Source organism: Pauljensenia sp. 27098_8_83 (assembly GCF_041432695.1).
Lineage (GTDB): Bacteria > Actinomycetota > Actinomycetes > Actinomycetales > Actinomycetaceae > Pauljensenia.
Map to the genome: position 1 here is coordinate 31,864 of NZ_JAPWAD010000017.1, position 21,380 is coordinate 53,243.

The following is a 21,380-nucleotide window of genomic DNA, read 5'->3' on the forward strand; positions in this document are numbered from 1 at the left end:
AACGTGAGGGGGGTGTGGACCCGCGGGTCCACACCCCCCCTGTGTGTCGCTAGCTAGCGAGGATCAGGCGTCGGCCTGCTCCTTGCGGCGCTTGTTGGCCAGCGCGATCGCACCGGAGCCGCCCACGAGGAGGGCGCCAGCGCCGATCAGCACGCCGATGCCGGCAGCACCGGTCAGCGGCAGGTTGAAGCCACCGTTGTGCGGGACGTCCTTGACGGTCGTCGCGAGGGTGTAGGTGTTATCCTCGGTGGAGTTGGTCTGCAGGACCTGGAAGGCGATCGGGCGGGTCTGGAGCTCGAAGCCGTCGGGGGCCTTGACCTCGACGAGGCAGTAGTAGCCGGGGTTGGCGACGGCCTCGTTGTTCTCCCAGTCGTTGTTGCGCAGGCCGTCGATGGTGACCACACCGTCAGTGTCGGTCTCGTAGGTTTCCTTGCCAGCGGGGCTCAGCTTCTCATCGAGGATCGCGTCGACGGACTCGAAGTTCGCGGTCGGGGTGGACTGAGGCGTGCACTTGTAGACCTCGAACTGGGCGCCCTTCAGCTTGGCGGTGGCGTCCACGGAGGAGACCTTCGTGATCTTCACCTTGCCGAACTTGGAGACGACCTCGGAGTTCGGGTAGTCCGGCGGGGGAACCTCACCGGAGCCGGGCTTCCAGCCGTTGGAGGGGGCGTTGGGGAGCAGGATGGCCTTGTTCTTGAACAGGCCGTCGGCCTCCACCTTGTCCTTGACGGTGCCGGACAGGTCCATCTGGACCTTGGTGGTGTCGTCCTTGCGGTTCTCGAGCAGCTTCTGGCGGCCCGCAGCGGTGAACTCGGCGGTCCAGAACTTGGTCTTGCCGTCGGTGCCGGTGGCGGAGATCAGCTTGTAGTCGGTGTCCTTGACGAGGGCGACCTCGCCGGTCTTGCCGTCGATGATCTTCAGGGCGACGTTCGCCTCGGGCAGCTCGACGCGCTTGTCGTACTGGTCGACGACGTCGTAGTAGTCGAGGGCCTCAGCGGCGGGCACGTCGGACTTGATGGTGTAGGAGATCGCGGAGCCGATGGCCGGGGTGGTATCGTCCTTGACCGTCTTGTCGATGCCAGCCTTGGAGTTCTTCGGGTAGGCGTGGACGTCGTAGACCCACTTGTTGAGGTCGGTCGGGTGCGTCATGGGCACCGTGATGATGAAGGGCTTGGAGCCGACGTAGCCCGCGGGGGTCTCGGTCTCGGTCACGACGTAGGCGCCGAGGGTGAGGCCGTCGAACTTAGCCAGGCCGTCGGCATCGGTCTTCTTCGCGACGGCAGCGTCAACGCCGTCGTTCTTCGCAGCAGCAACGTTGCCGTCGTAGCTCGCGAGCTTCTCCCAGCCGGCCTGCGTGGTGAGGTCGATGTTGGTCAGGCGCTCGACGGAGAACTTGGCGTTAGCCAGCGGCGCGCCGTGATTGGAGTTGTCCTCAAGGCCGTTGCCCTCGGTGGTGCCGTTGGTGGCGTCCTTCACGTACTTGTGGATGGTGATGGAGCCGGTCTTGGTGGTGTCGAGGTCGACGAGCGACGGGGCGCGCGTGACGGTGGCGGCCAGGCCGAAGGCGGGGGCAGCCTGCGTCGCGGAGGTGGCGGCGGGCAGGGCCAGCGCGCCGGCGGCGACGGCGAAGGCTGCGAGCAGGCTCAGGCTGCGGCGGGTCTTCGTGGTGCTCATGGGTTTTCTTTCTCCTGTGTGTGTGATTTCGGGAGTTTTTCTTGATGGTGGGTCACCGTGGTCACGGGACCTCATGGGTGGCTCAGGCGAGTGCCTTGCGCCTCTTGGTGGTGACCACGGTCATCACCATCGCCCCGGACATGAGCGCCGCTGCGACGCCGATGTAGGGGTAGATTCCGGTGCTGCCTGCCTTGGGCAGCTCGCCAACCTCGGTGTCCTTGACAACGATGGTGGCCTTGCGGGTGCCGCCGACCAGGAAGCCCTGGGGGCCCGGCGTGCTGCTGTCCGACGCGAACGCCTGGACGGCGCTCGTGGCCCACTTGGCCTGGTCCGTGAGGTCGGCCGCGAGCTCAATGGTCGTGCCGGAGCCGTCCGCGTGGGCGGTGGTCAGCTTGAACTCGAGGGGCTGGGGCAGCAGGGAGTGTCCCGCGGGTGCCTTGGTCTCGACCAGCCAGTAGGCGGTGTCGAGGTTCAGGTCGTTGACACTCCAGTAGTAGCCGTCGGTCGCGGTTCCCTGGGTCAGGGTCTTGACCACGGTGGCGTTCGCATCCGTGTTGGGGTTGGACTTGTAGATCGCGAACTCGGCACCCTTCAGGGGGTACATGGCCGCATTGTTCGGACCGATGTACTGGTTCGAGGCATCCGCGAAGGTGGTGCCCGTGTTCTGCGTGCCGGCCTTCACGATCACGAAGTCGTGGGGGACGGTCGGGCCACAGGCCTTGTTGTTGCTCGTACCGTCACTGTCCTTGCCGTTCTCAGCCAAGACCTCGTTGAAGAGACCCTTGCCGGGAGCGAGCTCGTTGTTACCGTTGACGGAGCAGGCCAGGTCGGCCTCGTTGTATCCGGCGGCCGCGGGGTTGCGGGTCACCGAGAAGCGGATCCAGTATTCCTTGGTGGCGCCGGGGGCCAGCTCGACGCCGTCGGTCAGCGTGTAGACGCCGCCGGTGGCGGTCGCGTTGGACGCGGAGTTCAGGCCGGCCTGGGTCTCGGCGATCTTGGCAGAGTTGATCTCCAGGCCCTTCGCGAAGTCGGGCTTGTCGGTGAGCTTGCCGGTGTTGGCGGCCAGCGAGCCGTCGTTGGTGGCGACGATCTTGTAGTCCACATTGAAGGTGGTGGCGCCGCCGGCGCCGCCGTTGTTCTCGATGGTCTTCTGGACGCGCAGCTTGGGAGCCTGGTATTCGTTCACGAAGGTACAGGTGATGGGGGCTGCCTCGTCGGACGCTGCACCGCCGACGTTCTTGAAGCTGACGCCGCGCTCGGTCTTGGTCACGGCGACGTCTTCACCGATGCCGTTGACGCACTTGATGTCCTTGAGGCTCCACTTGTCCTCGCCGCCGGTCGAGATGTCCTTCTCCGTGATGGTGAAGTCGGAGTTACCGACCTCGAAGGGGATGAACACCGAGTCGTACTTCGCCTGGGCCTCACCGAAAGCGGTGGGGGTCAGACTCGTCAGCGGATCGGAGCCGTACATGTAGCTTGTGCGAGCCGGCGCGGAGGAGACCGTGGGCTTCGTGACGGACACGGTACCGGTGGTTGCCGGGGTGTCAGCCCTATTATCGTGCCACGTGTCGCCGGTAGTCACCGAGAAGGTGGCGGCGGGGATCGTCGGGTTGGCACCCGCCGGGTCCTCGACGGCCTTCGCGATGCGCACGCTTCTCTCCTCGGTGATGACACCGTAGAGGCAGCCGTAGTTGACCGAGAGCTCCTGCGTCACGAAGGTGTCGGTACGCTTGGCGTCCGCGGGCGGGGTCGCGGGACAGTCGGCGGTCGGGATGGAGTTGAAGTTGTCCGGGGTCAGGAAGTTGGTCGCATTGTTCGCGGGGGTGAAGCCCCACAGGTGCAGACGGTACTTGCGGCCGTTCTTCGTGAAGGTATGGTCCGAGGCTGTCTTCTCCAGCTTGACGGTGTCGTAGACGTAGGGGTTCTCGTTGACGTTACCCTTGGCGCCAGGCCAATTGATGGGCGTCACCCTCTTAGCGGTAACGTGGCTGTACGGCTGCTCCGCGCCCTTGTTGTAGTACTGGCTGTAGAGGTCGTAGTCGCCATTACCCTCGCCCACGTACTTGACGCAGTAGTAGCGTCCCGACTGAGACTCAGGCTTGTTGACGTAACCCTGCGAGGGGTCGGCCGAGTTAGCCAGCTCGGGCTCGTAGGCCGTGCCTATGAAGACCTGCTTGCCGGTCGCAGGGTCGGTCACCCACTTGGGCGTGCCGTAGTAGATACCCTGGTCCATGACTGCGTCGCGCAGGAACTGAACGCCAGACGCGGGGAGCGCAGGTTCTGTCGCAGACTTACCGTTGATGCCGATGTCGGTGCGGCAGGTGCCCGTCCCATCAATACCGGGGTCCTTGACGTAGGCACCACCCTTGCGGTACATGATCGTCGAGGAGAGAGTGTTGTAAGACTCGTAATTGACGAAGGGATACGCCTCGGGCTGAGAACCGGTGAGGTTCGGGATCGTCAGCTGCAGGGTCGAGTGCAGATATTGCTTAACATTTGGTCCGCCCTGGATCGGCAGGTTGTTGTGGCGGATCGCGCCGAGCAGGAAGGTCTGACCCGGCTGAACGGTACCCGGATCATTTGGCTTGAAACCGATGGCGCTCTGGCCGTTCACCCAGATCTTCCCGGTTCCGCCATCGTGCCACTGCTTGTAGTGGGCATCCATCCACTTCTTACTGTCCTCAGAGTCGCCGGGACCAGTATTGTTCGTTTGGTCATCCCACTTCCACGGCGCGCCGCGGGCGATGTAGGTCCACAGGTCCTTCTGCTTGGCGACAGTCCCACCCAGGAAGGTGCCGACAGGCTTGCTGTCCGTAATCGGTTTGCCGCCATTAACGCCGGTGCTGGAAAAGGGTGTTGGCGACATGCCCGGCACGATGCCGTAGCGGATGAAGTTGTCGGGGAGGCTGGTGGTTGTGTCGGTCTCAGAAGCGTTGACGATGCCCGTGCCCATGTTGGCACGAACAGCGCCGACGTCGATACCGGTAGCGGCGGGCTCCTGGGCGGCCTGTGCGGCCTGGGGGGCGGCAGCCTGGGAGACGACCAGCGTGCTGGCTGCAGTAGCCACGACGGCCAGGGCGGCCAGGGCGCGGGAGGCGACTCCTGTTCGCTTGGTCCGCGCGTGGCCCGCGCGCGCTCGACTCGTTGCCATCAATCGTTCTCCTTGAGGACTCTTGCTTCGCTGTGTCGCACTCGGAGGGACATCCCGAGAGGTTTTTCCACAACCTTGACGACATCCAGACTACGACGCAGTTACTGAAAAATGCAACCCAATTTGTCCAACTCTCAAAGTGGGCTACCTTACAGAAAAATAGTCAAGCGATATTTCCGCAGGATAAAGCGGTTTTACCTATCGGTATCAGTCTATGAAAGTGCCTCCTGTGACCTATTTTTGGCTTTTTTAACGGATGGAAACAAATCAAAATGTGGAACTTGACTGAACTTGACACATCCTCAACAATCAACCGATAGTCCTATTCTCGAACCGGTGTCACCCGCCAAGCGTCAAGTGCCGCAAGGCAAACCCTTTACCCTGTCATCCGCGCGCCCTCGAACTTCTCCCCACCGCCACATGCCCCGCGCCACACCCCGCGCCATATGCCCCATCACCCGCCCGCGCCAAAGTCGCATGCAATTCCCGAACAGGAGTGACTCAGCAGCGCGAACTAATACGAACAGGCAGGACGCTCGAGGGGAATTGCATGCGAAACTGCTGAGCTGCACCACGGTTCCTGGGAGGCCCCGCCCGGAGGCCACCGCGGGGCCTGGACACTCACACCAGAACCACAGACGCCGCCGGTGTGGAGAGCGCCGGCAAGGCCAGAGCAAGCACACACGCACCAAGCCCCGCTCGATTGGAGGCCGCCGCGGGGCCTGCAGGGCCTGGCCGGACAACGAGTCGACGCGCCCGGCCACACGTCAGCGACACAGCGCCGCCGGTGTGAAGGGCGCCGGAGGGTTCGGAGGGCCAGGGCACACACGCGCACGCCCGATCAGAGGCCGCCGCGGGGCCTGCGGGGCCTGGCCGGGCTTCGAGACGACGCGCCGAGCGAAGCTCGCAGCGCGGACGGCGAGCGGGCGGGCAGGCCACGCGGCGGCCGGAGATCAGGCGCACAGAGCAGCCACACTCACACACTGCAGCCCCCACGGCGGCTACTGCACAATAGTCCCCATGGATCTTCGCCCCGTCACCCTCGGCACGTCTGTCACGACGTACGACCCGTCGCGCCCCACGCCCGCAGCTATTGTCTCGGGCGAGGTTGCCGCGCATGATGCGCCGCACCCGCTGTCGGTCTTCGACATGTTCCGCATTGGTATCGGGCCGTCCTCGTCGCACACGGTGGGCCCGATGCGCGCGGGCCTGGCGTTTACGACGGAGCTGACGACGCTGAAGCCGCCCTCTCACATCACGATTGACCTATTCGGGTCGCTGGGCGCGACGGGCCGAGGCCACTCGACGGACCGCGCGGTCCTCCTCGGCCTGGCGGGCTACGACCCGGAGACGGTGGACATCGAGACGGTGGAGTCCATCCTGCCGACCCTGGCCTCGTCGAGCATGCTGACGCTGCCGAGCGGCACGCAGGTCCCCCTCAACATCGCCGAGGATGTGCGTTTCGTGCCGCGCACGGTCCTGCCCTATCACGTGAACGCGCTGACGATCACGGCTTCCGACGAGGACGGCGCCACCATCCTGGAGCGCACCTACTATTCGGTGGGCGGCGGCTTCGTCATGATTCAGACGAATGACGACCCGCACAACCCGGAGGTGTCCTCGCTCGCGACGAGCCAGGCGGGCGTCGGCATCGACGTTCCCGCGCCGCACCCCTTCGCGTCGGGCGCGCAGCTGCTCGCCGCGTGCGACGCGTCCGGCCTGAGCATCGCGGACCTCGTGCGCGCGAACGAGGAGGCGGTGCGCCCCCACGAGACCGTCAACGCCTACCTGGATCGCATCGCCAACACGATGTTCGACTGCGTGGACGCCGGCACGTCGGCGGCGGGCATCCTGCCGGGCGGCTTGGACGTTCCGCGCCGCGCACGCGCGCTCGCCGGAAAGCTCGCGGAGCGCCTGACGGGGTTCCCCGCTTCCTCGGACGAGGCCGGGGCCCCCTCGGGTGCATCTCCCGCGGACGGCGTGCGCTCCCCTGCTGCTCGCGCCTGGGTGTCGACGGTTGCCGACCCGATGCGCGCGATGGACTGGGTGAACCTCTTTGCCCTGGCCGTGAACGAGGAGAACGCGGCGGGCCACCGCGTCGTCACCGCGCCGACGAACGGCGCGGCCGGCGTGATCCCCGCGGTCCTCGGCTACCTGGTGACGCACTGCCCCGAGACAGGGTCGACGCCCGGAGTGGCGGCGGGGCCTGAGACCGAGGACGGCGCGGTCACCCCACTGGCGCACATCCGCATGACGGCGGACTCCTCCAAGGCTTGCTCGAATGATCCCGCCTCGCGCGAGGCGTGCGCGGCCCGCCGCCGCGCCCTCGTGCACGATTTCCTGCTAGCGGCGACGGCGATCGGCGCCCTTATTAAGACGAACGCGTCCATCGCTGGCGCGGAGGTCGGCTGCCAGGGCGAGGTCGGGTCGGCCTCGGCGATGGCGGCGGCGGGCCTGGCTCAGGCCCTCGGCGGCACTCCGCAGCAGGTCGAGAACGCGGCGGAGATCGCGATGGAGCACTCACTGGGACTCACGTGCGACCCAGTGGCGGGCCTCGTGCAGGTGCCGTGCATCGAGCGCAACGCAATCGCGGCCGTCAAGGCGATCAACGCGGCGCGCATGGCCCTGTGGGGCGATGGCCGCCACACGGTGAGCCTGGACGTCGTCATCGAGACGATGCGCCAGACCGGCAACGACATGCTGTCGAAGTATAAGGAAACGTCGGAGGGCGGCCTGGCCGTCAACGTCGTGGAGTGCTGAGGCCTGCGGGGCTGGCTGCGGGGCTTCCCCGCAGTCCCGAGCCGCGGTGCGGGCTGCGGCCGGTGGCGGGGCCAGTGCCAGACAAAAGTCGCATGCAATTCCCCCGCGGCATCAATCGACGCAAGCTCAAAAACCGCCGAATCCCAATAATCTGATTTCAAAACCTGAAATACACTCAGGGGAATTGCATGCGAAATCACTGATCGCACACGTTAACCCGATAAGTGGCGGTCTGGGCCCTTTCATGCGCACGTTAACCCGACAGGTGGTGGCCTAGGCGGGCTGCCCACCATGCCACCAATAGGGTTTAGCTGCGCATTGAAGGGTTAACACTGCCAGCAGTGGGGCCCAGCTGCCCGGGCCGCAGCGAGCACGTGACTATACAGTGCCGAATCACTCAACCACCACACCTGCACGCACCAATTTCGCCAAAGTGCAGACCCATTCAGCCAAAATTGTCGTATTTGGGTTCTTTTCACCGAGATGGTCTGCACCTTGGGCGCAACGCCAACCGAAAACGGGATCTCACCACCACCAATCGGGGGGAATTGCGCCATCCAAGGCTGCGACACGCCGACAACACGCCCCCGCAGCGCTTCGCATGGCGCACAACCCCCACCGCCACCGGCGTGGAGAACGCCGGGGGCACGGAGAGCCCGACCGCAGTGCCCGTGAGCAGCGCCAGGGCGCCGCCATAGCCCGCCTACTGGCACGAGGACTACGCCAGAGCACAACACCACTCGCCCAACAAGAACCACACCTTGCCGCTTCGGGACAAAACTCTCCCTGCTCACCCCTTCTCGCCGCATGTGCGGTACAAAACTCTCCCCGCTCGCCCAAGATGGCCCAATTTGGCATGTTTTGCCCGCACAGGGAGAGTTTTGTACCGCTTTGCTCAACAAAACACCAAGCGGGGAGAATTTTGTACCGAACACGAGGCAGAGATCGAGCGAGCCAACACAACAGCACCACGGGCCCCACTAGTGCGGAGGGCACTGGTGGGTCCGGGGGATCTGAAGGGTCCGGAGGGCGCGGAGGGTCCGGAGGGCGCGGAGGGTCCGGAGGGCACGGGCGGGCCTCGAGCCGCAGGAACCCACCACGGTGCCGGTGGACGGTCGCAAGACCACAGCCAGACAAATTTCGCATGCAATTCGATTGGACCAAATTTCAACAAACCCAGAAAACGTTGCAATTCCAACGATGCAAATTCAATATTTGAACAAGCTGCGGGGGAATTGCATGCGAAATTGATGATTGACAGCCAGAACTGGGCTACATGCAGCAACCCAAGGCCCGGCCGGACAACGAGTCGACGCGCCGAGCGAAGCTCGCAGCGCGGACGGCTCGCGGGCGGGCCGCCGCCCACAGGCACCCCAAGCAGCCCGGCCCAAAACGACAGGCACCCGGCACCTGGAACACCAGAGGCACCACGAGGCAACAACCCACAGCAACACACGCCAACGGGTGGGGTGCCTCGCGGCACCCCACCCGTCACTCAACGCCCGGTCTTTCAACCGCGGTTAATCAACCGCAGTCAATCAACCAGCACTCACTCCGTGGCCAGCGCCTCCGATGGGCTAACCTTCGCGGCCCGGCGGCCGGGCAGCCACGAGGCGATGAGCGCGGACACGATGGCGACGACGCACACGCCGACGAGCTGCATCCACGGCACGCTCAGCACGGGAGTGGCCCCCTCAACCGGCAGGCTCATGACGCCGACCCACCCGAAGGCAACGCCCATGCCAACGCCGATGAGAGCGCCGGTCAGCGACAGGAACAGCGCCTCGAGGGCGAGGAGGCTCTTCATCTGGCGTCGCGTCAGGCCGAGCGCCCGCAGCAGCCCGTTCTCGCGGGTGCGTTCGGCGACCGACAGCGACAGCGTGTTGGCCACGCCCACCAGGGACACCAGGACGGACACGCCGAGCAGTCCGACGAGGACGAGCATCAGCCGGTCGATGATCTTCGTGTACATCTGGCGCTCCAGCGCGGAGCCGTTGACACTCAGGTGCGAGTCCTTGAGCAGCGCAGCCTGGACGGTCTCGGCATCGGCCCCGTCGGCCATCTTGATGATGACCGCCTGACGCTCGAGCGAAGACGCGATGGACCGCAGGGTCTTCTCGGAGACCTGGGCCTGCCCGACGCTGCCGTTCTTGTCGTACACGGCGCTCAGGTCCACGCACGACTCGGCGCACAGGCGCAGCGTCTGCCCGGCCAGGGCCTCGTCGCCGACGCGCACCTGGCCATCGCCCAGCTGGGTGACGGTCGAGTGCGTGACACCCGTGTAGTCGGGTTCTCCGGTGATCATGACCGACGAGGCCTGGGCCTCGTCCTCCGCCCCGGTTCCCTCACCGGAAGCGTAGGCGGGCGCGCCCGAGGTGGTCGTCAGGGTACCGGGGGCGGCGTACTGGGCGACGGTGGCGGCGACGCCGTCGGTGGCCGCGATGGCGGCCTGCTGGTCGTCGGTGATCGCCCCATCTGTGGACACCGCCATGAGGTCGAAGGGGCGCGCGTCGTTCACGGCGTTGGTGAGGGTGGTGCGCACGGAGGCGGCACCGACGATGATGGTGACGACGAGGGTCACGCCGATGATGATCGCGGTGCCGGTCGCGGAGGTGCGGCCGGGGTTGCGCATCGTGTTCTCGCGGGCCATGGCGGACAGGGTGCCCGGGAAGGCCGAGCCAAACGCGCGAGTGAGGGCCGGCAGCAGCACCGAGGCGACGAGCAGCGCGCCGAGGAGCGCCAGGAGCGACCCGCCGAATGCCCCGAGGAATTTCGTGCCGCCGCTATCCGAGCGCCATGCGAGGGCCACAGCCCCGCATCCGGCCACCGCGATGAGCGCGCCGATGATGAAGCGGACGGTGTGCTTCTTGCGGGCGGCGGCCCCGGCCTCGTTCACGGGGGCGAGGGCGGCGACGGGGGCGACGCGGGAGGCGGCGCGGGCCGGGAAGACGCCGACCAGGGTCGTGAACAGAGTGGCACCGAGCCACGTGAGCGCGAGCTGCCAGACGGAGGCCCCCGCCAGCGCCGCAACGACGCTAGAGGCCAGGCCGGTTCCTGCCTCCGCGAGCGCGCCAATCAGCCAGCCGAGCGCGACGCCAATCGCGGACGAGATCGCTCCGATCGCGAGGGCCTCGCGGGTCACGAGCGAGCGGACCTGTCGCCTGGTCGCTCCCAGCGTGCGCAGCAGCGCCAGTTCGCGGGTGCGCTGCGTGAGAACGACGCGGAATGTCGAGGAGACGACGATAGAGGCCACGAGCGCCGCGATCGCCGGGAAGATCAGCATGATGCCCATCGTCACGGATGCTCCCAGGCGCGCCTGGTTGAGATCGTCCTGGATCGCCTGGTGCACGCTGGTCACGCTCACGCCCGAGACGCCACTCAACGCGGAGTTCGCTGTTGCCACCCACTCGTCCTGGGTGGCGCTGGGAGGGTTTGCGTTGCTGTCCGTATCCGCTGCGCTGGTGGCGACGATGAACTTCCCGGAGGCGGTCGTCCCGAAGATCGCGGAGAAGCCGCCGTCGGTCACGTAGCTGGCGGGCACGCCCATGCTGATGGTGTTCGAGCGGGTGGTGCCGACGACGGTGAGGGTGCGGTAGTCGCCCTCGGTGAATCCGGCGCGCACGCGGACGGTATCGCCGACCTTCAGCGAGAGGGTCAAGGCCGTGTGCTCCGGGATGGTGATCTGGTCGTCGGCGGTCGGGGCGGTTCCGGCGCTCAGGTCGAGGCCGGCGAAGGGCTTGGGGGCCATCGGCGACACGTAGAGGCCGGCGCGCGTCGCGTCGGTTTGGGCGTCGGCGGGCCACTGGGCCATGTGCTTGATGGCGGTGACGCCGCTGGTTGCGCTCAGGGCCTTTTCGGCGTTCTCAATGGCGCCTTCGGGCGCGTCGTCGTTTTGGGAGACGACGATCGTGCCGCCTCGGTACTGGCTGTAGACGCTAGAGGTCAGGCCCGAGGTCATCGCCGTCATGACGATGAGGGTGATGACGATGAAGGCCGTGGAGATGGCGACGGCCAGGCCTGTGGAAATGTAGCGGCGGCCGTGGGAGCGCAGGTTGGCGCTCAGGAGGGAGTTTGTTGCAGACATGAGATGAGCCTTGGGGTGTGGGCGCGCGTTCAGCGCAGCGCCGCGGTGAGGGAGTCGGCGGTGACGTCGCGCAGGTCGGAGACGATGCGTCCGTCTCGGCACACGAGGACACGGTCCGCGTAGGCGGCGGTGGCGGTGTCGTGGGTGACCATGATGACGCTCTGGCCAAGTTCGTCGACGGCGCGGCGCAGCAGGTCCATGACCTCGGTGGTCGAGTGGGAGTCGAGGTTGCCGGTGGGCTCGTCCGCGACGATGACGGCGGGGCGGCTCATGAGGGCGCGGGCGACGGCGACGCGCTGCTGCTGGCCGCCGGACATCTCGGAGGGGCGGTGACTCAGTCGGTCCGCGATGCCCAGGGAGGTGACGATGAGGTCGAACCAGTCCTTCTCGGGGGTGGCCCCGGCCAGGCGCATGGGCAGGAGGATGTTGGCGCGCGCGTCCAGGGTGGGCACCAGGTTGAAGGACTGGAACACGAAGCCGATGCGGTCTCGGCGCAGCTTCGTCAGCGCGGTGTCTTTGAGGGCGGTGATGTCGGTGTCTTCGACGAAGACGTGCCCGGAGGTGGGGGCGTCGAGGCCGGCGAGGATGTGCATCATCGTGGACTTGCCGGATCCGGAGGGGCCCATGATGGCGGTGAATTCGCCGGCACCGAAGCCGACGCTCACGTCGTCGAGGGCGCGCACCTGCGCGTCGCCGCTTCCGTAGATTTTGGAGACGCCCTGGAGTCGGACGATGGACGAGGCCGGGGCCGGTGCGGCCGCGGGGGCCTGCGCGATTGTTGTGTTCGTGTTCATGCATCCATCGTGCGCCTGCGGCGTGCGTCACCGCTACGGAGGTTTCCCCTGATTCATCCCCGAGACCACCCGGGGTCGTCTCGGGGGTCGCTCCGCGCCGTTCCTCGGGGACCGCGGTCCTCCTCGGAGCCCGACCGTCGTAATTCCCGGTGATGTGCCTGCGGGGATTTCTGGACCCGGCTGCAGTACCCTGAGTGACGCCGGAGACACCTACCAGAAACTTCGCATGCAATTCGATTGCATGAACTTTCAACAACCTTCGGAATCGTTGCAATTCCAACGATGCCAATTCAAATCCTGAAATAGTCACAGGGGAATTGCATGCGAAATTGCTGGGTGCACGATAGCCACGTTGGCCTGGCTGCGGTGCCCGTGGGTGGCGGCAGGGCCTGGCCGGGCTTCGAGACGACACATCGAACCAGACAACAGCGACCCGGCCCCACTGGTGTGGAGGGTGCCGGAGGGACCGGAGGGCACGGGCGGGCTTCGAGGCGCGGCGCCGAACGAAGTGAGGTCGCCTAGCCTCGCGGGCGGCCGGGCCCTCCGGCGCCCGGAACACCCGTGGGGTCTGAAGCGACTACGACTCGGAAACCTCGCCGGCAGCCTCGCCCGCAACAACCTCGCGCAGGGACAGGCCGCGGTAGCGGTTGATGGCGGCACCCACGTCGATGAGGCGCGGGCGCGCCAGGAACGCCGGGTAGGGGCGGGCGCCGAACTTGCAGACGGCGTCCAGGCCTTCGGAGGCGAGGCGTCGGCCGAGCTTGGCCATGAGGTCGGGCATGGACTGTTTGCCGGCCATCTCCTCGAGGACGCCGCGCACGCACCAGGCGATGGCCTCGGCCTGCCCGGGGTCGACGACTCCGGCGACGTCGGAAATGTCGATGGTCGATCGGTCGACGGTCAGCACGGAAGTGCCCGAGGCCTTGGTGCGCGGGCGGTCCACGCGGGCCTTCGCGGCTGGCACGCGGGGTGCCGCCTCCCAGCTAGTGGGCACGTCGGTGCGGGGGCGCGGCAGGTCGGCAACGACCTCGCGCGCGCGGGAGGTGACGTCGAGGCAGCGGTAGTTGTCCATCATGAGGACTCGGTCGGCGGCGTCGAGAAAGGCGCCGGAGCCGCCGACGACCATGATGAGGGAGACCCCGGCCTCGGTGAGGGAGGTGACGCGGTCGACGAGGGGCGTGATGGGTTCCTTCTCGGCGGCGACGAGGTCGCGCATGCGGGTGTCGCGGATGAGGAGGTTGGTGGCGGAGGTGTCCTCGTCGATGAGGAGCGTGCGCGCGCCCAGCTCGAGGGATTCGATGATGGAGGCGGCCTGCGAGGTGGAGCCAGACGCGTTCTCGGTGGAAAACGACGTGGTGTCGGCACCGCCGGGCAGGTGGGTGATGAACGGCGAGATGTCGACGCCGGTGACGGCCCTGCCGTCGGCGGCGCGCACTTTCGTGGCGGTGGGGTCGGTGGCGACGAGCTCGCGGCCGTCGCCGGGGATGTGCGCGTAGACGCCCTGGGCGATGGCCTCAAGGAGCGTGGATTTGCCGTGGTAGCCGCCGCCGACGATGAGGGTCAGGCCCGGGGGGATCGCCATGCCACTCACCTCGCCGGCGTGGGGCAGGGTGACGGTGGCGCGCAGGGACTCGGGGGCGGAAAAGGCGACGACGCCGTCGCCGGTCAGCGGCGTTTCGGAGATGCCGGAGCGGCGCGCCAGCAGGGCGTCGTCGGCGACGAAGGACACCCACCCGCGCTCCTCGAGGATCCCCTGGAGGGCGCGGTAGTCCTCGTAGGCGGCGACGTGGGCGAGGAGGCGGGAGCGCTTGCGGGTCGTGTCCGGGTCCTCGGACACGAAGTCGAAGCAGTCCATGACGATGTTGGGCACGTCCACGTCGAAGAGGCGGGCGGCGCTCTTGCCGAGGATCGTGCGTCCGCGCGCGGGGAGCTTGACCTGGAAGCGGACCTCGACGCGGTCGGGCAGGACGGTGGCGTAGGAGCGCTGGAGGATGAGGGCGCCGGCGCGGGCGATCGACACGTCGCGCGCTCCCCGGGCGCGGATGGCCTCGTCGAAGGAGCGGGCAATAAAGTCCGCGGCGGCCAGGCGCGCGTCGGACGAGGCCAGGGCGGCCTCGGGCAGTCCCATCGCCTCGGGGGTCGCGTAGGCGCGCAGGGACGAGGGCGGGGCGTAGGGGTCGGCCTGCACGTGATCGATCGCGAGGGTGAAGTCCCCGTAATCCCAGGCACCGAGGGCGTTCTTGTAGAAGCCGTAGGGGCGTCCGTCCGCGTATCGCAGCTGGTCGAGGAGGTCAGCGTCGGTTCCGGACGTCGAGCGCGAGGGTGCTTCGTATCGGGGAGTCATACCCTCAAGAATACAGGTGGAGCCTGCGGGAACGGCATCACCGTTCCTACAGGCTCCGGTGTGTGAGGAGTCAGCACTGTCGAGTGACTCTCACGGTGGCGTCAGTCGAGGAGAGCGACGATAACCCAGAGAATGATGAAGAAGGCCTGGATGGACACCATGACGATCGAGACGACCTTCGCGGCCTTCGTCAAGCTCAGGATGCTCTGCGGCGCGCCCTGATTCTTGGCGTTGGAGTCGATGATGAAGGACCAGATCACCGACGGGATCGACAGGAGGAGCCAAAAGATGAACCAGCTGATAACTGACAGAACGATCGCGATGATCGCTTGGGTACGCAAACTGTCGAACTGCGTGGATGCGGGCGAGGTGTACATCGGCTGGCCGTACACGGGCTGACCGTATGCCGGCTGGCCGTATGCCGGCTGGCCGTATGCCGGCTGGCCATAGGCCGACTGGCCATAGGCCGACTGGCCATAGGCCGACTGGCCATAGGCCTGCTGGGGCTGGCCGTACGAGGCCTGGGGTCCCTGGCCGTACTGCGCGTACTGGTCTGCTCCGGGCTGGCCGTACTGCGCGTACTGGTCTGCTCCGGGCTGGCCATACTGAGGCTGCTGGTCCTGGGCCGACGCAGCGTACGACGCGCTGCCGGTACCCTCGGGCGCGTACGGCGAAGGGGCAGCATAAGGCTGGGTGGCGGAATCCGCAGGGGTAGGGTTCAGGGGATCGCTCACGGAACGCTCCAATTTTTCTTTCCGGTCAATACAACAGGCATCCTAACAGGATGCTCGCACAAACACGTATGGGGTCCGGATCGAGAGGCGATCCGGACCCCACACGCGAAGTACTCAGTAGCGTGAGCCACCGGCCGCGATGACAGAAATGATGGCGATGGCGTAGAACGCCACGACCACCACGATGAGGACGATGTGGATGATCGAGCAGATCTTCGCGGTGTTACGTGCACTCGCCAGATCCGTCGTAATATCGAGCGGCGCACCGAGGCTCTGAGCCTCAGACATCATGTTGTTCGCCCAGAACCACATGCCGCCGGACAGAAAAATACCGCCGAGGACGAAGCTCAGGAAGGAGAAGAGACGAACGTTCGAGGCGTTCGAGCGGATCTTCTCCAGGGCCGGGTTCAACATGTACGCCTGGCCGTACGCGACCTGGGGGGCCTGGCCGTAGCCGGGCTGCGCCTGGCCGTACGCACCCTGCGGGGCCTGACCGTAGGAGGCCTGACCGTAGGAGGCCTGGCCGTAGGGGGACTGGTCGAAGGCGGGGTACTGGTTGTTGGGATCACTCATGGGATACTCCGAATGGAATAGGTATTAGTTACGCGGCTCATCCTAGCGCACGCATGACTGAGTCAATAACCATCGGGACGGAAGAGAATCGCGCCACAGCTCGTCCCTGCAACGGCGAGCACTCAACCAAGGACGCCCGCCTCCATCGCGCACACGGATCAGTAGCCCGAATCGCCCGCGATGAAGAGCAGCAGATTGGGGAGGACGATGACGAGGATGATCAGAAGCACGAGGCCAACAATCTCAACGATGCTGCAGATCATCGCGGTCTTTCGAGCGCCACTCACCTCATTCATCACGTCCATGGGGGCATTGAGTCCCTGCGCCTCGGACACGAGCATGCCACCCCAGACCCACGCTCCAATCGAGAGAATCGGCCCGAGGGTGGCGAAGCTGATGAACGCCATGATGCGAACCATCGACGCGTTCGACCGCACACGCTCAACGGCGGGGTTCAAGCTGTACGCGAAGCTCCCATACACGGGCTGACCGTACCCCTGCGGCTGACCGTAGCCCGGCATGCCCGGCCCTCCACCGTACGGAGGCTGCCCCGCGCCGTACGGGGGCTGTCCCCCATACGAGGCCTGGGACCCGTATGCCGACTGAGCACCGTACGCGTCCTGCTGGCCATAGCCGCCTTGGCTCGCGCCACCGACGCCGTAGGGGTTCGTCAGATCACTCATCGCTTACTCCGAGAAGATGTGAGGAGATATACCCCCACATCATACGAGCGCCTTCCCAAAATCCGAAAAAACGGCGAGGCTCACACCCGCCACAGCGCCCGTATCCCCCGGGAACTCAGCCCCGGCCTCGTCCCCCATAAAACGGTGCGGGGGCCGGTTTCCCGACCCCCGCACCACCCGACATACGGGCGTGACGTCACAGCATGCAGGACACGCAGCCTTCGACCTCGGTCCCCTCGAGGGCCATCTGGCGCAGGCGCATGTAGTACAGGGTCTTAATGCCCTTCCTCCACGCGTAAATGTAGGACTTGTTCAGGTCGCGCGTCGTCACCGTGTCCGGGTAGAACAGCGTGAGCGACAGGCCCTGATCCACGTGCTGGGTGGCCACCGCGTAGGTGTCGATGATCTTCTCGGGGCCGATCTCGTACGCGTCCTGGTAGTACTGAAGGTTCTCGTTCGTCATGTACGGCGCCGGGTAGTAGACGCGGCCGATCTTGCCTTCCTTGCGGATCTCCACGCGGGACACGATCGGGTGAATCGACGACGTCGAGTTATTGATGTACGAGATGGAACCCGTCGGAGGCACCGCCTGCAGGTTCTGGTTGTACATGCCGTACTTCGCGACATCGGCGGCCAGGGCCTCCCAGTCCGCCTGGGTCGGGACCTTAATCGACGAGGCGGCGAGCAGCTCACGGCACTTATCCGTGGTGGGCGCCCACTCCTCGTCAATGTACTTGCGGAAGAACTCGCCCGACGCGTACGCGGAGTCCTCGAAGCCCTCGAAGGTCTCCCCGCGCTCGCGCGCGATCGTGCACGAGGCCTTGATGGCCTCGAACAGGACCGTCATGAAGTACATATTCGTGAAGTCCAGCGCCTCCTCGGACCCGTAGTGCACGTGCTCGCGCGCCAGGTACCCGTGCAGGTTCATCTGGCCCAGGCCGATCGCGTGGCTCATCGCGTTGCCGCGAGCAATCGACGGCACCGAGCCGATATCCGACAGGTCGGAGACGGCCGTCAGACCGCGGATCGCCATCTCGATCGTCTTGGAGAAGTTCGGGGAATCCATGGTCTTCGCGATGTTGAGCGAACCCAGGTTGCAGGAGATGTCCTTACCGACATGCGAGTACGACAGGTCGTCGTTGTAGGTCGAGGCCTCGGACACCTGCAGGATCTCCGAGCACAGGTTCGACATGGTGATGCGACCCTTGATCGGGTTCGCCTTGTTCACCGTGTCCTCGAAGACGATGTAGGGGTAGCCGGACTCGAACTGGATCTCCGCGATCGTCTGGAAGAAGCGACGCGCGTTGATCTTCTTCTTGTGGATACGGCCATCATCCACCATCTCGTGGTACTTCTCCGTCACCGAAATCTCGGAGAAGGGCACGCCGTACACGCGCTCCACGTCGTAGGGGCTGAACAGGTACATGTCCTCGTTCTTGCGTGCCAGCTCGAACGTAATGTCCGGGATGACGACGCCCAGGGACAGCGTCTTAATGCGGATCTTCTCGTCCGCGTTCTCACGCTTGGTGTCCAGGAACTGCATGATGTCCGGGTGGTGCGCATGCAGATACACGGCACCCGCGCCCTGACGCGCGCCCAGCTGGTTCGCGTAGGAGAAGGAATCCTCGAGCAGCTTCATGACGGGCACGACGCCGCTGGACTGGTTCTGGATCTTCTTGATCGGGGCGCCCGCCTCGCGCAGGTTCGTCAGCTGCAGGGCGACGCCGCCGCCGCGCTTGGACAGCTGCAGGGCCGAGTTGATGCCGCGCGCGATCGACTCCATGTTGTCCTCGATGCGCAGCAGGAAGCAGGAGACCAGCTCGCCGCGCGCCGCCTTACCCGCGTTCAGGAAGGTCGGCGTGGCCGGCTGGAAGCGGCCGCTCATGATCTCGTCGACGAAGCTGCGCGCCAGCTCGATGTCGCCGCGCGCCAGGTACAGGGAGACCATGGCGACGCGATCCTCGAAGCGCTCCAGGTAGCGCTTACCGTCGAAGGTCTTGAGCGTGTACGACGTGTAGTACTTGAACGCGCCCAGGAACGTCGGGAAGCGGAACTTGTGGGCGTAGGCCTGCTTGTACAGCTCCTTGATGTCCGCGAAGTCGTACTGATCCAGGACGTGCTTCTCGTAGTAGCCCTCGTCCACCAGGTACTTCAGCTTCTCTTCCAGGTCGTGGAAGAACACCGTGTTCTGGTTGACGTGCTGCAAGAAGTACTGGCGAGCAGCCTTACGGTCCGCGTCGAACTGAATATGTCCGTTCGCGTCGTACAGGTTAAGCTGCGCGTTCAGCGCGTGGTAGTCCAGCTCCGGGGAGGGAGCTTCCTCTACGCCTGTGTCGGTGTAGTTTTCTGCCAAAACTGTTCCAGTCCTTCGCGAACTCTGGAGACGTCCTCGGGCGTACCGAGGAGCTCGAACTTATACATGTGGGGGACCCCCAGCTTGGCCGCGATGATGTCGCCCGCGATGCAGTAGGCCTTGCCGAAGTTAGTGTTTCCCGACGAGATGACGCCCCTGCACAGGGCCCGATTGTCGGGGTCATTGAGGAACCTGATGACCTGCTTGGGCACAGCTCCCTTGATATTTCCGCCGCCGTAGGTGGGCACGATGAGCACGTACTCGTCGGTCACGCGCAGGGGTTCATCCTTGGGGAGCAACGGGATTCGCGCCGCCGGGAGGCCGAGCTTTTCAACAAAACGGCGGGTGTTGCCCGTCGCCGACGAGAAGTAGACGACGCTGCCCATGGTGATCCTTCCTGCTTGGCGGGATGCTGAATCTCTAGTGTCTCACTGACGAGGCCCGGGCGGGCTCCCCTGGCACGCGTGTCCCATGTGGGATGATCGACGCGGCCTGACCTGCGCGTGCGCATGCTCGTGTGCTGCGGGCGTGTGGGCTGCTTGACTGTGGGCCGGTTTGTGGTGTGGCGTGGGCCGGTTGGCGGCGCGCACCCAAGACCGGCGATCAGCAATTTTCCCCGATCTTGTGGCGGCCTCACCTCTCGCCCATCCGAGCAATTCTCAGCCTTTGCCGAGGGAGTCACCCCGGCCTCGTCCCCACCCGCGTGCCGGTTGGCGGTGCGTACCCCAGACCGGCGATCAGCAATTTTCCCTGATCTTATGGCGGCCTCACCTCTCGCCCATCCGAGCAATTCTCAGCCTTTGCCGAGGGAGTCGCCCCGGCCTCGTCCCCACCCGGATATACGAAAGCCCCGGCCTCACGGCCGGGGCTTATCGGCCAAACTCAGGCCTGCAGCGCGAGGGGGGCTGCGGCGGCGACGGCCTTGATGCGGTCAGGGCGGAAGCCGGACCAGTGATCCTCGCCGGCGACGACGACTGGGGCCTGCTGGTAGCCGAGGCCCTTAATGAAGGCGAGGGACTCCGCGTCCTGGGTGACGTCGATCTTCTCGTAGGAGACGCCCTGCTTGTCGAGGGCGCGGTAGGTCGCGTCGCACTGGGGGCAGCGGGGCTTGGAGTAAACGGTGATCGACATGTTCGTGTCTCCTTGCGGCTCAAGGCCGGACGTTGGCATCCTATGTTGACTTTCTAGCGGCTCGTTCGCCGCGAACACGACAACACTACACCTTGGGGCCACCCACGCAAGCGACCCCTAGATGTTGTGTGCGACGCCCTGACTGTGGACGATGCCTGAGGGGCCTGTGGACGGAGCGAGCGGTCAGGATCTCCGTATGGCTGACAGGGTTTGTCGCGCCGCATTCACGGGCGGTCGCAGATGCGCGCAAACACTGGGGTTTGTCGCTAACCTATGGGCACATCTAGGGGTCTCCAACACCCACACAACCACCTGTGCACCCTGTGGACGGGCGCATCACCACCCTGTGCATAACCGCCTGCCAACCAGCTAAAAGATGTCGAGCGTCACACTCGCCAGTGGGGGTCTTGGGCGTGTCGCGCCCGCACATCTAGGGGTCATTGGCGACTAAGTGACCCTACATGTAGGGGTTGGTGAAGTTTTCGGGGAAATGACCGGAATCCTGCGGAAAGGCGGTCGCGGGGAGACGAACAGGACATCAAGAAGTCGCCTCCAATGGCCAATGGTCCCTACATCTAGGGCCCGCGTGGGCCCTAGATGCGGACCCTTATAGAGGTGCCCATATGCGCCCTAGATCCAGGAGGGACACTCCCTCGATATGGACCAGTGCACGAGATATGGGCCGATGCACGCCCGTTCTCGCTGCTGGTGCGCACCCTCATCCCCTTTGCCAATGCACGCCCTCATCCCCTTTGCCAACACACACCCCCGCCCTCTTTGCCGGTGCGCGCCCAGCACGCCACCTCACCCCAGTAACGTGCCCCTCCCCCAATTTCGCATGAAATTCCAAAATACAAGTGACGCAACATCACGAACTGATACAAACCAGCATGATATTAGCGGGGAATTGCATGCGAAATTGCTGGACAGCGACCAGTTATGCCGAGTACCACCGAAACGGATGCACCCATGCGGCCTACAGCCCTGGCTGCAGGCCCCTTGGTTCCCACAGTCGACTCGCAACGACCCCTAGCACCATGCCACGACGCCTCCACCGGTACAAAACTCTCCCAGCACGCGACCCCAGCGGCCCACCCGG

The 21,380-nt window shown here is 65.5% G+C and carries 12 protein-coding genes; 1 reads left to right on the forward strand and 11 read right to left on the reverse strand.

Going from position 1 to position 21,380, the window contains the following annotated elements; translation table 11 throughout:
- Positions 1 to 63 precede the first annotated feature (63 nt).
- Positions 64 to 1,674 (reverse strand): SpaH/EbpB family LPXTG-anchored major pilin, encoded by a 1,611-nt coding sequence (locus O3656_RS07315; protein WP_500063314.1) that lies wholly within the window; start codon positions 1,672 to 1,674, stop codon positions 64 to 66.
- A gap of 82 nt (positions 1,675 to 1,756) precedes the next feature.
- A complete protein-coding gene (locus O3656_RS07320) occupies positions 1,757 to 4,825 on the reverse strand; it encodes a prealbumin-like fold domain-containing protein (RefSeq protein WP_500063315.1) in 3,069 nt (1,022 codons plus the stop codon).
- Positions 4,826 to 5,845: 1,020 nt separating this feature from the next.
- Between O3656_RS07320 and O3656_RS07325 the strand changes: the two genes are divergently transcribed.
- Positions 5,846 to 7,585, forward strand: a complete 1,740-nt coding sequence (locus tag O3656_RS07325; RefSeq protein ID WP_500063316.1) for an L-serine ammonia-lyase, iron-sulfur-dependent, subunit alpha — start codon at positions 5,846 to 5,848, stop codon at positions 7,583 to 7,585.
- Between the two features lie 1,549 nt (positions 7,586 to 9,134).
- Here the strand turns inward: O3656_RS07325 and O3656_RS07330 are convergent.
- The 9 genes from O3656_RS07330 to nrdH all read right to left on the reverse strand — a co-directional run bounded on the left by O3656_RS07330 (position 9,135) and on the right by nrdH (position 20,281).
- Positions 9,135 to 11,669, reverse strand: coding sequence for an FtsX-like permease family protein (locus tag O3656_RS07330; RefSeq protein WP_500063317.1), 2,535 nt, complete (start codon positions 11,667 to 11,669; stop codon positions 9,135 to 9,137).
- Between the two features lie 29 nt (positions 11,670 to 11,698).
- On the reverse strand, positions 11,699 to 12,463 hold the full coding sequence (locus O3656_RS07335; protein ID WP_500063318.1) for an ABC transporter ATP-binding protein: 765 nt from the start codon (positions 12,461 to 12,463) through the stop codon (positions 11,699 to 11,701).
- Positions 12,464 to 13,040: 577 nt separating this feature from the next.
- Entirely contained in the window at positions 13,041 to 14,807 is a 1,767-nt protein-coding gene (locus tag O3656_RS07340) for a P-loop domain-containing protein (RefSeq protein ID WP_500063319.1), read from the reverse strand.
- 101 nt (positions 14,808 to 14,908) lie between these two features.
- Positions 14,909 to 15,541 carry a hypothetical protein gene (locus O3656_RS07345; RefSeq protein ID WP_500063320.1) on the reverse strand — a complete coding sequence of 211 codons (633 nt, stop codon included), beginning with the start codon at positions 15,539 to 15,541 and terminating at the stop codon, positions 14,909 to 14,911.
- Positions 15,542 to 15,655: 114 nt separating this feature from the next.
- A complete protein-coding gene (locus O3656_RS07350; protein ID WP_500063321.1) occupies positions 15,656 to 16,114 on the reverse strand; it encodes a hypothetical protein in 459 nt (152 codons plus the stop codon).
- Between the two features lie 158 nt (positions 16,115 to 16,272).
- Positions 16,273 to 16,797 (reverse strand): hypothetical protein, encoded by a 525-nt coding sequence (locus O3656_RS07355; RefSeq protein ID WP_500063322.1) that lies wholly within the window; start codon positions 16,795 to 16,797, stop codon positions 16,273 to 16,275.
- Positions 16,798 to 16,993: 196 nt separating this feature from the next.
- On the reverse strand, positions 16,994 to 19,150 hold the full coding sequence (gene nrdE / locus O3656_RS07360) for a class 1b ribonucleoside-diphosphate reductase subunit alpha (protein WP_500063323.1): 2,157 nt from the start codon (positions 19,148 to 19,150) through the stop codon (positions 16,994 to 16,996).
- Positions 19,120 to 19,536 (reverse strand): class Ib ribonucleoside-diphosphate reductase assembly flavoprotein NrdI, encoded by a 417-nt coding sequence (gene nrdI, locus O3656_RS07365; RefSeq protein WP_500063324.1) that lies wholly within the window; start codon positions 19,534 to 19,536, stop codon positions 19,120 to 19,122. Before nrdI ends, nrdE begins: the two co-directional genes overlap by 31 nt.
- Before the next feature lie 496 nt (positions 19,537 to 20,032).
- Positions 20,033 to 20,281 (reverse strand): glutaredoxin-like protein NrdH, encoded by a 249-nt coding sequence (nrdH, locus tag O3656_RS07370; protein ID WP_009058684.1) that lies wholly within the window; start codon positions 20,279 to 20,281, stop codon positions 20,033 to 20,035.
- Between the last annotated feature and the right edge of the window lie 1,099 nt (positions 20,282 to 21,380).